The organism is Mycobacterium sp. (genome assembly GCF_019243155.1).
GTDB lineage: Bacteria > Actinomycetota > Actinomycetes > Mycobacteriales > Mycobacteriaceae > Mycobacterium.
Genome location: NZ_JAFAUS010000002.1, coordinates 1 through 11,726 on the forward strand (window position 1 = coordinate 1; position 11,726 = coordinate 11,726).

General features: G+C 68.3%; 13 protein-coding genes and 1 pseudogene. 7 read left to right on the forward strand and 7 right to left on the reverse strand.

The genetic code is table 11. The annotated features are described in order from the left end of the window. A pseudogene (locus tag JOZ00_RS00020) lies at positions 1-275 on the forward strand (hypothetical protein); the annotation flags it as partial. 7 nt (positions 276-282) lie between these two features. On the opposite strand, the gene JOZ00_RS00025 reads toward JOZ00_RS00020, so the two are convergent. After that, positions 283-1,317, reverse strand: a complete 1,035-nt coding sequence (locus JOZ00_RS00025; protein WP_293338179.1) for a cupin — start codon at positions 1,315-1,317, stop codon at positions 283-285. Between the two features lie 115 nt (positions 1,318-1,432). On the opposite strand from JOZ00_RS00025, the gene JOZ00_RS00030 reads away from it, so the two are divergent. Continuing rightward, positions 1,433-2,101, forward strand: coding sequence for a GntR family transcriptional regulator (locus JOZ00_RS00030; RefSeq protein WP_293338181.1), 669 nt, complete (start codon positions 1,433-1,435; stop codon positions 2,099-2,101). Positions 2,102-2,104: 3 nt separating this feature from the next. On the opposite strand, the gene JOZ00_RS00035 is transcribed toward JOZ00_RS00030, so the two are convergent. The 4 genes from JOZ00_RS00035 to JOZ00_RS00050 form a co-directional block, all read right to left on the reverse strand. After that, entirely contained in the window at positions 2,105-3,469 is a 1,365-nt protein-coding gene (locus JOZ00_RS00035; protein WP_293338183.1) for a hypothetical protein, read from the reverse strand. Further along, positions 3,466-3,828 (reverse strand): hypothetical protein, encoded by a 363-nt coding sequence (locus JOZ00_RS00040; protein WP_293338185.1) that lies wholly within the window; start codon positions 3,826-3,828, stop codon positions 3,466-3,468. Before JOZ00_RS00040 ends, JOZ00_RS00035 begins: the two co-directional genes overlap by 4 nt. Before the next feature lie 4 nt (positions 3,829-3,832). Next, complete coding sequence (locus JOZ00_RS00045) at positions 3,833-5,665, reverse strand: hypothetical protein (RefSeq protein ID WP_293338187.1); 1,833 nt, start codon at positions 5,663-5,665, stop codon at positions 3,833-3,835. Between the two features lie 79 nt (positions 5,666-5,744). Continuing rightward, positions 5,745-5,927, reverse strand: coding sequence for a hypothetical protein (locus JOZ00_RS00050; RefSeq protein WP_293338189.1), 183 nt, complete (start codon positions 5,925-5,927; stop codon positions 5,745-5,747). Between the two features lie 131 nt (positions 5,928-6,058). On the opposite strand from JOZ00_RS00050, the gene bioB reads away from it, so the two are divergent. From bioB to JOZ00_RS00065, 3 genes are read left to right on the forward strand one after another with little or no spacing between them, the layout of a single operon-like run. Next, positions 6,059-7,102 (forward strand): biotin synthase BioB, encoded by a 1,044-nt coding sequence (bioB, locus tag JOZ00_RS00055; protein WP_293338191.1) that lies wholly within the window; start codon positions 6,059-6,061, stop codon positions 7,100-7,102. Between the two features lie 33 nt (positions 7,103-7,135). Further along, complete coding sequence (locus JOZ00_RS00060) at positions 7,136-7,363, forward strand: hypothetical protein (RefSeq protein WP_293338201.1); 228 nt, start codon at positions 7,136-7,138, stop codon at positions 7,361-7,363. A 56-nt stretch (positions 7,364-7,419) separates the two neighbouring features. Then, positions 7,420-8,022 carry a DUF2567 domain-containing protein gene (locus JOZ00_RS00065; RefSeq protein WP_293338203.1) on the forward strand — a complete coding sequence of 201 codons (603 nt, stop codon included), beginning with the start codon at positions 7,420-7,422 and terminating at the stop codon, positions 8,020-8,022. Here JOZ00_RS00065 and JOZ00_RS00070 read toward each other — a convergent pair. Together JOZ00_RS00070 and JOZ00_RS00075 are read right to left on the reverse strand one after the other, a co-directional pair. Further along, positions 8,017-9,357: a lipase family protein gene (locus JOZ00_RS00070; RefSeq protein WP_293338193.1), complete on the reverse strand. Its 1,341-nt coding sequence runs from the start codon at positions 9,355-9,357 to the stop codon at positions 8,017-8,019. The two genes, JOZ00_RS00065 and JOZ00_RS00070, sit on opposite strands and share 6 nt — an antisense overlap. Positions 9,358-9,533: 176 nt before the next feature. After that, positions 9,534-10,265 carry an NUDIX domain-containing protein gene (locus JOZ00_RS00075; protein ID WP_293338195.1) on the reverse strand — a complete coding sequence of 244 codons (732 nt, stop codon included), beginning with the start codon at positions 10,263-10,265 and terminating at the stop codon, positions 9,534-9,536. 46 nt (positions 10,266-10,311) lie between these two features. Here JOZ00_RS00075 and nadA point away from each other — a divergent pair, with 46 nt between their 5' ends. Next, a complete protein-coding gene (gene nadA / locus JOZ00_RS00080) occupies positions 10,312-11,361 on the forward strand; it encodes a quinolinate synthase NadA (protein WP_293338197.1) in 1,050 nt (349 codons plus the stop codon). Beyond that, the coding region (locus JOZ00_RS00085) for an FAD-dependent oxidoreductase (RefSeq protein WP_293338199.1) at positions 11,358-11,726 on the forward strand (369 nt) is incomplete at its 3' end. The genes nadA and JOZ00_RS00085, both read left to right, overlap by 4 nt.

Consider the following 11,726-nt stretch of genomic DNA (forward strand, 5'->3'; position numbering starts at 1 on the left):
ATGTCGTGCTCACCCGGCTGGTGGTGCCGTCGCGCGAGCTGCTCGATCTGCACGCCGAGGTGCACCGCTTGTGCGCGAATCACCTGCTGCCCGAGCCGATGGCCAACAGCCTGCCCGGCCAGTGGACCGCCCATGTCACGGTGGCCCGCCGGGTCGACGACGCCCACCTGGGCCGGGCCGTCACCATCGCCGCGCGGCCGTCGCAAATCGACGGCCGCTTCGCCGGGCTGCGCCGCTGGGACGGCGACGAGCGGGTCGAGTACCCGCTCGGCTGACCCCGGGTCAGCCCGCGACGAGGTCGCGGCGCTGTGTGAACTTGATGTCGAGGCTGCGCAGGTAGGTCTGCAGGCCCGCGTCCTGGACGGGGATCAGGTGGGCGGGCTGGTCGGTCTCGTTGACGTGGGCGTGCCACATGCCCGGGGGCGTGGTGAACGCGCCACCGGCCTGCCAGTCCACCCGGATCGGGTCGACGATGTCACCGCGCTCGTCGAGGCGGGTGCCCAACAGCGAATAGCAGCCGCTGGGCGGCGCGTCGAGGATCAGGTCCAGCGCGACCGACTGATGCCGGTGTGGACGCTGCTGCTGGCCCGCCGGCAGCACCCCGAACATGGCCCATAGGACGTGGGTAATGGTCAGCGACTGCTCCTGGTTGGCGTTGGCCAGCAGCACGCTGACCCGGCTCTTGTCGTTCGCGCCGGGCTGGTTGGCGATTTCCTCCAGTTTGGCCACGGCGTCGGCGCGGGCGAACTTGGTGGCCGCGAACCTCGGCTCGTTCGCCTGGACGCCCAGGTAGCGCAGCAGCGGCTCGTCGTGCACCCAGTACATGGCGGTCTCGGCGTCGGCGTAGAACACCGAGTGGGAACCCGCTGGCAGCGTCAGGAAGTCGCCCTTCTCGAACTTGACCAGCCGCCCGTTCACCGCCGCGAAGCCCCGCCCGCAGAGCACGTAGTACAGCTGCGACGTCGCGTTCGGGCTGGTGTCGATCTGCTCGCCGGCGCGGACGCGCAGGAAGTTGGCCAACAGGGCCGGGCTGGTCGCCTCGCCGGCGTTGATGCCCAGCTCCCTGGACAGGTCCAGCGGAATCACTCCCGTTGGCTGGTCCAGGTACATCTCGGGACCGAATTGCCTGATCGGAACCATCGGCGCGTGCCCCGAGCCGATCGGGTTGGCGGCCTTGGAGTACTCGAAGTAGCGCGCGTCATCGGCCCAGTCGACGAATCGCCCTTCGAACCCGTACTCGGCCACATTGGTCATCGGCGCCGGAATCGTCGGATCGAAAGTGGCGGCCAGTGATCGGTTGGAGTCGGTGATGGACATTGCAGAGCTCCCTTCCAAGCTTGTGCCTATATAGTATCCATCTTGTATCTCAGTTGCAATCGGTGTGTACTGTCATGAACACGAGTGAGATACGACTGCGCTGCAAGGAGGTGCCGTGGCGACGAAGCCCAGCGGTGGCCGCCCCGCGGCCAAGGACCGCGCCCTGGACTACGTGAAGCGCCAGGTGCTGACCGGCGCGTTTCCCGGCGGGGAGTTGATCAGCGAGGGGGAGGTCGCGTCGGCGTTGGGCATGTCGCGAACCCCGGTGCGCGAAGCCTTCCTGCGGCTGGAGGCCGAAGGGCTGCTCAGGCTGTATCCGCAGCGGGGCGCCCTCGTCGTACCGGTCTCGTCCGAAGAGGCCAGGTCGGTCCTGGAGGCCCGGCTGGTGCTCGAGCAGTTTGCGGCCGACAAGGTGATCGGCCGAGGTCCGGCGGCGTGCGCGGCCGTCTTCGAGCGGCTGGCGGCGGAGCTGCGGCGCCAGCACGACGCCGCCGCGAAATCCGACTGGCAGGACTTTCTCGAGGCCGACCGCACCTTCCACCTGGTCACCCTGGAGGAATCCGGAAACCGGATGCTGTCCGACTTCTACTCGTCGCTGCGCGACCGGCAGATGCGGATGATCGGCGACTCGATGACACGCGACCCGCAGCGCATGACGACGATCATGGACGAACATCGCGTCATCGCCGACGCGCTGCGCGACGGCGACCTCGAGAAGGCCCGGGAGGCCGTGCGCGCTCATCTGTCGAGCACGACGCGCGCCCTCGGCTTGGCCATGGTCTGAAACCTACCCACCGAACAACAGATATAAGCCGGTGAACGTGTAGCCGACCATCACCAGCATCATGGTCAGCTGGCCGGTGAGTTGATGGCCGGCCGGCAGCAGCCGCAGGGCCCTGTCGTGGGCCGCGATCACGGCGACGATGTGCCCGGTCACCACGCAGGTCACCTTGACACCGGCCAGCACCGGCGGATGGGTGGACAGCACGTAGGCGACATGCAGGTGCGCCAACCCGAGCAGGTTCCAGCCGTGGCCGAACGGATCGGCCAGCGCGAAGACGGCCTGCTGCCCGCGCTCCACCAGATACGACAGGTAGTGCGCGAAGATGTAGCCCACCACGATCGGGATCAGCGAGTGCGCCATCTGGCCGGGCAGCGCCCGGCGTTGCTCGGCGTCGACGCCCCCGGTCGCCCGCGCGGCCAGCGAAAACGTCAGCGCCACAACGCAAATGAAGATGATCAGCCCGATCGTTCGCAACACCGATGACGACGCCGTCGCCGGCATGCCGAAGCCACGCGAGACCCGGTCGCTGAAGGCGCGCCAGGTCGGTGAGGACGAGAAGCTGTCGAACGCCGTCGACCCGAGCAGCACCGCCAACAGCACGACGATGCCCGGCCGCACCGGCAACGAGGGCAGGTGGTCGAGCGGGTTTCCCACCACGATCCGTCGCGTCTGGTGGTTGCGCCGGAACGGGGACAGGCGCGACACCGCCATGCTGTACACGCCGAAGGGGTCGGCCCGGGCCAGCCAGCGCTGCCCGCACAGCCACGCCCCACCCAGCATCAGCACGGCGTAGACCAGCAGCCACGATCTGACCAAGGGCAGCGATGCCGAGTCCGGGCTGGCCAGCTCGAGCCAGACGAACGCGAACAGCCCTGCCGCGGCCGGGCGGTAGCCCCAGCTCGCGGGATAGGCCACCCGTGCCCGGCCCAGTCGCCTCGGCGTCATCCGCCGCAACACCAGGTACACGGTGCGCATCGGTGAGATCGCCTGCCACACCGGCCCGAACGCCAGCGAGGCAGCGACCAGTCCGACCCACAGCAGCACATAGAAGACGCCGAGAAGCGCGTTCGACTGGTTGTGGGGACCCAACACCCCGGCCAGCACCACCCACACTGTGAAGAGCAAAGCCAGCCCGGCCGCCGTCCACCGGGTCGCGCGCGCGTCGACCATCGTGGTCACAGCCGCAGGCAACGGACGACCGGGCTTGAGCGGATCAAACCGCGGCCGCCGCCACGCGAACGCGACCAGGGCGAAGGTGAACGTCAGCGCCCATGCCGCACCGACCATCGCGTAGGCATACGGAACCGGAAGATCGCCCGACCCGCCGAGACCGTGCGCGAGGATCACGGTCGCGGGGCCGGCCGTCACGGCTGCACTTGGATGGTCGCCACCGTCCGGTCCAGGTGATGCAGCTCTACTTCCACGTTGCCGGGGACGTCAACGCTGAACTGAAACGTCTGATTGGGCGCCGCGGCGATTTCGAATTTGTGGTCGGGCGTCGAGTGCACATGCAACTCGTCGGTGGCGTCGCTGGTGACGTGGAAGGTGATCTGCTGGTGCACCTTGGCCTGCAGCGTGGCGTTGGTCGGCGTCACCTGGCCCTTGGTGATGGTGACGTCGACGACCGGGGCCGCACTCGTGGGCTGGTTTCCCGGCTTGCTGCAGGCGATCAGGCCGCAGCTCAGCGCCGCCACCCACGCGAGAATGACGGTGTCGCGAAGTCTCATGAGTTCACGCCGCCCTGGGGAGGGGCTGCTTCTCCTCGATCCGATCCGGCGCATCATCGGCGCCGTTGAGGCGGCCCGCGCCCCACGTAAGAGCGGCGATGACCATCAGCGTCAGGAACAACACCACGATCGAGCCGGCGGTGAACAACCAGGCCGGCGCGTTCTGGTCGCGTTCGCGCTGCAGGATCGTGACCTCCTGCACGAACGGTCGCGTGCTCGACGCCTGTGCGGGCACCTCGGGCGCCGGAATCGCGTCATCGGCCGGCTCGTAGATCGGCACACCGGTCATCGTGTAGCCGTCCTGGATCCGCAGCAGCGTCTTCCACGTCCCCCACACCGGGACCGGCTGGGTCGAGCGGTAGTGCCCGGGGGCGACCCGTTCGAGCTTGTCGATCACCAAACCCCGCTGGTTGTTCATCCGGCCTTGCCACGAGAGGATCGTCACCCAGTCCGGCTGTTGGCTGACCAGGTCGGGCCGGGACAGCAACACGTCGGCCGACACCATGCGCTGCCCGGGCGCGCTGGGCTGTTCGGTCAACGTGATGTAGGCGGTGTCCTTGCCTGGCACCACGATGTGCAGGCCGTTGGCCACCGCTCCGCCGATCACCAGCACGGTCAGCGTGACGACGGCGATGCCGACCCGGCGGCCGGGAAGGCGCTGCCCCGTGAGCACCATCCCGAACAACGCTCCGCACGCCCCCATCAGCACGGCCACCGGCACGGACATCGCCAGCGCTTCCGGCCACATCTTGGCGGGCCAGGGGTAGTGGTAGACGGTCGCGATCCAGAGGGATTCCAGCCACAGTCCGACGGTCCCCACGGCGAGGCCGGCCACCGCGCCGAAGGCGACGGGTCGCTTCAACAACGGCGTCAGCGCGACGAGTTCGACCACCAGTGCGGCGCCCAGATACAGCGGGAACCAGTTGATCGGCGCCCCCAGGATGGGGCCGACCAGCAATGCGACGCCGCCGCGCAGCGCGATGGCGAACACCGCCGAGATGATCGCGGCTCCGCGACCCATCGTGATGCGGGCGGCGACCGCGGCCAGCGCCGAGGCGGCGGCGATCATCATCGGCTGCAGCACGAGCCGGAACTGCTCGACGCCGAAGTCGTACTCGATCTGATAGACCGACAGGCCGATGAACATCCCGCCGAAGGACAGGTAACGCAGGAACGTGATGAACGCGCCGTGCGCGACTTCCTCGGCCTGCTCCTGTTCGCCTTCGCGCTCCAGCATCAGCACCGCGAACAGAGAAAAGCACGCGCCACCGATCATCATCAAATGCGTTGGGCCCCAAAGGGTTACGTCCTGCCCGAAGATCCGGTGCCAGATGTCGTCGAGTGGGAACCCGATCATCGCGTACAGCCCGCAGCCGGCCATCAGCACGCCGCCCACCGGTGCGTACCAGTTCTTGGTGATGCGCACCGCGGCGGGACCCGGCTTGTCGAACGGCAGCACGACCGCCGTCATGCCGCCGAGGAACACTCCGAACAGCCCGATGATGATGAAGTAGTGCGCCGGGTTGGCCAACGGGCCGGGGTCACGCCCATTGCCGATGTGCCAGCTGACATCCCAGATGAAGCCGAACAGGGCGCAGATGATCGACGTCGTGAAGATCATCACCGGCAAAGCCACCCAGGCAGGGCGATGGAACTTCTCCCCGAGCTTGTCCGCGATCCGGCTCAACCAGTGGATGCGATGGCTGCGGTGCGCGTAACCCACCCACAGCATCACCAGTGTTATCACCATCGCGGCGACCGACAACCCGATCACCTGATTCAGCCCGGCTCCGCGAGCCGGAGCCTCGGCAACGAACGTCACTTCCGTCGAGTTCATCGTCAAACCCTTTCAACGCCAGACCGCTGAAAATTGTGATCCACCTCGCAGCAAGCGGAATGCCCGGATCGGGGCTAAGTCAATCACCGTCTTGATCAGGCGCATTGCTGCGGCGCGCGGCTTCGTCCGACTTTCCGTGGGAACGGCGATCGCGCAGCGCCACGTAGAGCACAACGCCGACGACGACGATCGCCGGCAAGAAGGCCGGCGCCGCCAACAAGATCCAGTGATGGGCCACGTATTCAACGTGCGGGCCAGTCATCTAGTCACCCCCGGCGCACCGTTACCCTACTTTGAACACCATTTACCTCAGGCTGCCACGATCGGGTGGCAGACGGTTGCGACGGGTAGGACAACTCGCAGCAACCGACCAAAGACGCAGGGGAGTACCGCGTGACGCAAGCGCCAATCCGACCGACGACCGATGCCGACAATGACGACACGCTTGACGTGTTGGCTGTGGCCCGGCAGCAGGTCCTGGAGCGCGGCGAGGGACTGACCCGGGACCAGGTGCTGCAGGTGCTGCAGCTGCCCGACGACCGGCTCGACGACCTGCTGGCGCTGGCCCACGAGGTGCGGATGCGCTGGTGCGGCCCCGAGGTCGAGGTCGAGGGCATCATCAGCCTGAAAACCGGCGGCTGCCCGGAAGACTGCCACTTCTGTTCGCAGTCCGGGCTGTTCGCCTCCCCGGTGCGCAGCGCCCGGCTGGACATCCCCAGCCTGGTCGAGGCGGCCAAGCAGACCGCCAAGTCCGGGGCCACCGAGTTCTGCATCGTGGCCGCCGTCCGCGGCCCCGACGAGCGGTTGATGGCCCAGGTCGCGGCCGGCATCGAAGCGATCCGCAACGAAGTCGAGATCAACGTCGCCTGTTCGCTGGGAATGCTGACGGCCGAGCAGGTGGAGCGGCTCTCGGAGATGGGCGTGCACCGCTACAACCACAACCTGGAGACCGCCCGCTCGTTCTTCACCAACGTCGTGACCACCCATACCTGGGAAGAGCGCTGGCAGACATTGTCGATGGTGCGTGACGCCGGCATGGAGGTGTGCTGCGGCGGCATCCTGGGCATGGGCGAGACCCTCGAGCAGCGCGCCGAGTTCGCCGCCGAACTGGCCGAGCTCGGCCCAGACGAGGTGCCGCTGAACTTCCTCAACCCGCGCCCGGGCACGCCGTTCGGCGACCTCGAGGTGATGCCGGTCTCCGAGGCGCTGAAGTCGGTGGCGGCCTTCCGCCTGGCGCTGCCGCGGACCATGCTGCGCTTTGCCGGCGGCCGCGAGATCACCCTGGGTGATTTGGGCGCCAAAAAGGGCATCCTGGGCGGTATCAACGCCGTCATCGTCGGGAACTACCTGACCACCCTCGGCCGCCCGGCCGAATCCGACCTCGAGCTGCTCGACGATCTGCAGATGCCGATCAAAGCGCTCAATGCCAGCTTGTAGGCCGGGGCGGTAGTGACTGGGGCCGGGAAGCTCGTGGATCGGGAGCTGGGCGCTCCGGTCAGCGCCGGTATTTACAACGTCTACACCGGCGAATTGGGGGGCACCGCGATGCCGACAGCGGCCCAGCTGGGTCTTGAACCACCCCGATACTGCGCGGCGTGCGGGCGGCGGATGGTGGTGCAGGTCCGTCCCGACGGCTGGCGGGCGAAATGCTCCCGACACGGCGAGGTGGACTCCGCCGACCTGGAGGCACAACGGTGACCGAGCACCCCTTGCCGCAGACGCCCGAGCCGACGCGCGTCCCCCGCAGGTCGCGACTGCGTAGGGCCGCCGTCGCCGTGCTCGGGACGGCGGTGGTCGGACTGCTGATCGGCGGGCTGTGGGCGTGGATCGCCCCGCCCATCCACGCGGTGGTGGCGATCACCCGCGCGGGCGAGCGGGTGCACGACTATCTGGGCAGCGAATCCGGGCACTTCTTCGACGCGCCGTGCCTGATGTTGGGTCTGTTGACCGCGCTGGCCGTGGTGGCCGCGGTGTTGGCGTGGCAGTGGCGCGCGCACCGTGGGCCGGGGATGGTCATCGCGCTGTCGGCCGGGATGGTGACGGTGGCCGCCATCGCCTCGGCGGTGGGGGCGGTGCTGGTCCGGCTGGCCTACGGCGCGCTGAACTTCGATGCGGTGCCGCTGCAGGGCAAGCCGTCGGTGGCGTACGTCATCGAGGCGCCGCCGGTGTTCTTCTCGGACGGGCCGCTACAGGTGGCGTTGACCCTGCTGTGGCCCGCCGCGATCGCCGCGCTGGTGTACTCCGTGCGGGCGGCCGCGGACCCGCGTGATGACCTCGGGGCCCGCCCGGCAGCCGATGGTCGTTCCGACGCGCTGCCCGTGGGATCCGGCGGCGCCGCGGAACCGGCCGTGTCATAGCGGACGGCGGGGAATCTTCCTCCCGGTGACGACCTTGGCCGCGATCTTGGCCAGCCGGGCCATTCCGGCGTAGGTCATCGGATTGAACATCGTCGGCCAGGTGGTCCTGACGAGGTTCTCGGTCAGCGGGCGGTGTTCGAACCGGTCCGTCAGCCACCGCAGCGTCATCGGGGCCGACAGCGGGTGCAGCATCATGTGCTCGTTGAACGCGTCGCGGTGATAGGTGACCTTGGCGCCGCCCGCGGAGTACGCGTCGGCGAGAACGTCGATGTCATGCACGTCGATCAGGTAGTCGTGGACGGCCTGCACGATCAGCACCGGCGGTGTCGGCACCGCGGCGCCCAGCCTGATGTTGTCGAAGACGTACTTCACCTCGGGCGTCGACAGGATGGCCTCGAGCGGCTCGTCGAGGAAGTCGCCCATGTTCTTGCCGGCCATGCGGACGACCGCCTCAACGGTCGTCATGTCCTCCAGCGACTCGAGCAGGGCGCGCCCCTCCTCGTTGCTGTGCTCTTTGATCACCCGGTCGAGGTCGGGGTAGACGTGCGACAGCGCGGCCACCACCAGCGCGGGCAGGCCCGCGAACAACCGGCCGTTGAGCCTGCGGAAGGTGTTGCCCAGATCGCCGACGGGTGATCCCAGCACCGCGCCGACGATGTCGAGCTCGGGTGCGTAGTCACCGCACATCTCGGCCGCCCATGCGCTGGCCAGCCCGCCGCCGGAGTAGCCCCACAGCCCGATCGGGGCCTCCTGGGACAGCCCGAGGCGCTCGGAGTTCAGCGCGGCCCGGATGCCGTCCAGCACGCGGTAGCCGGGCTCGAACGGCGCGCCCCACATGCCCCGCAGGCCTTCGTGGTCGGGTACCGAGACGGCCCAGCCCTCGGCGACGGCGGCGGTGATCAGGAAAAGCTCGAGCTGGCTGATGGCCCCCATGGCCTTCGACCGGCGCCGCAGCGCGTAGGACGGGAAGCAACGCGACGACATGGCGTCGATCGCGCACTGGTAGGACAGCAGCGGGCAGGGACGATGCGGGGCGAGATCGGCCGGGACGATCACCGTCGTCGCCGAAGCCTCGGGCTCGCCGTTCATGTCCATCGTCCGGTAGAGCAGCTGGACGGCTTTGACCGGTTGCGGGATCAGGCCCAGGAACGCCAGCTCGACGTCGCGGGAGCGCAGCACGGTGCCGGGCTCGGCGTGTTGGAAGCCCAGCGGCGGCTGGTAGAAGGGGTCGTCGCGGGGCAGCAGCGGGCGAACTTTGTGCTGCAGTTCCTCGTGGGGCGGCCGGGCGATCCATTCCGCGCCACTTGTGCCTGCCAGGTTGCCGAGCTCAGTCATTGAGCCTCCCTCCTAGGCCATCCGGCATTGTCGCGCACGAACGGCAGGTAACCAAAACGTAATCGCCGCACTGTGAGCGACTTATCGCCCACGCGTAAAGGTCGAACGCGCCACTAGGGTGTCGGTTCACCCGACGGCGCTTCCCGCAAGCTTAGCCGGGGTGCGCGCAACACCGGTCAAACCTGGCCAGGGGACCCCGGGGGCTTGAGCGCAGCGAACTCGTCGGTGACCCGCAACTGCGTGTCGGTGAATCGGTAGAGCGCAGCCGGACGGCCGCCACTGCGGCCGGACTGCGCCATGGTGCCGGTCTGGTTGATGACCCCGCGGCGCACCAGCACGCGCTGCAGGTTTGTCGCGTCAACCTGGTAGCCCAACGCGGCCCCGTAGATGTCACGCAGCGTCGAGAGCACGAATTCCCTTGGGGCCAAGGCAAACCCGATGTTGGTGTAGGACAGCTTGGCGATCAGCCTGGTGCGGGCGTGGGCCACCATCGGGCCGTGATCGAACGCCATCGGCGGCAGGCAGCTCACCGGATGCCAGCGGGTGTCCGGCGGCAGCTCGGGGCTGGCGGGGGAGGGGACCAGGCCCAGGAAGGTGGACGCGATCACCCGGGCGCCCGGCACCCGGTGCGGGTCCGAGAACACCGCCAGCTGCTCGAGATGTGCCAGCTGTTTCAGGTCGACCTTCTCCGCCAGCTGGCGCCGCACCGACGTGGTCATGTCCTCGTCATTGCGCAACCGGCCGCCCGGCAGCGACCAGGCGCCGCGTTGCGGATCTTGGGCACGCTGCCATAACAGCACGTTTAGCTGCGGTTTCTGTGCTCGGGGTCCCTTCGTAACCTGTTCGGTGGGCGGGCGAACCTGGAACACGACCGCGAGCACTTCATGTGCGGTGCTACCATGGGCCATGTTTTCGATTATAAGTCGAAAACCTCCTGGGCTGAAAGGAGCCGCCGTGACGGTTGTAAATCGCATGGACACGCTCGCCGAAGGCATGATGGCCGAGATCACGAATTCACCCGCCGGTTACGCCGGTGTCGACTCCGATGAGCAGTGGGCGAGCGAGATTCGCAGGCTCGCGAAGCTGCGCGGCGCCACGGTGCTGGCGCACAACTATCAGCTGCCCGCGATCCAGGACGTGGCCGACCACGTCGGGGATTCGCTGGCGCTGTCGCGGATCGCCGCCGAGGCGCCCGAGGACACCATCGTGTTCTGCGGGGTGCACTTCATGGCCGAGACCGCCAAGATCTTGAGTCCCGAGAAGACGGTGCTCATCCCGGACCAGCGGGCCGGCTGCTCGTTGGCCGACTCGATCACCCCCGAGGACCTGCGCGCCTGGAAGGACGAGCACCCCGACGCCGTCGTCGTCTCCTACGTCAACACCACGGCGGCGGTCAAAGCGCTCACCGATATCTGCTGCACATCGTCCAACGCGGTCGACGTCGTCGAGTCCATCGACCCCGACCGGGAAGTGTTGTTCTGCCCGGACCAATTCCTGGGCGCCCACGTCCGCCGGATGACCGGCCGGCAGAACCTGCACGTGTGGGCGGGGGAATGCCATGTGCACGCCGGGATCAACGGTGACGAACTGGCCGCGCAGGCCCGCGCCAACCCCGACGCGGAACTCTTTGTGCACCCCGAATGTGGTTGCGCCACTTCGGCGTTGTACCTCGCCGGCGAGGGCGCATTCCCGTCCGAGCGGGTGAAGATCCTGTCCACCGGCGGAATGCTCGACGCCGCCAACCAGACGCAGGCCCGCAAGGTCCTGGTCGCCACCGAGGTCGGCATGCTGCACCAGCTGCGCCGGGCGGCACCGAAAGTCGACTTCCAGGCCGTCAACGACCGTGCGTCCTGCAAGTACATGAAGATGATCACCCCCGCGGCCCTGCTGCGCTGCCTGGTCGAGGGAGCGGACGAGATGCACGTCGACCCGCAGATCGCGGCGCTGGGCCGGCGCAGCGTGCAGCGAATGATCGAGATCGGGCAGCCGGGCGGTGGCGAATGACCGTCCGTCCCAACTGGACTCACACCGCTGACGTCGTCGTCATCGGCACCGGCGTCGCCGGGCTGGCCGCCGCGCTGGCCGCACACCGCGCCGGGCGCAACGTCGTCGTCCTGAGCAAGGCCGACCAGGCGCACGGCGCGACCGCGACGCACTACGCTCAGGGCGGCATCGCCGTCGCGCTGCCGGAAAACCCGGAGAACGACGACTCGGTCGAGGCGCACGTCGCCGACACCGTGACCGCGGGCGCTGGCCTGTGCGACCCCGACGCGGTGCGCTCGATCGTGGCCGACGGCTACCGGGCGGTGTGCGATTTGGTCGGTGACGGAGCGCGTTTCGACGAGTCCGCTCCCGGCCGCTGGGCGCTC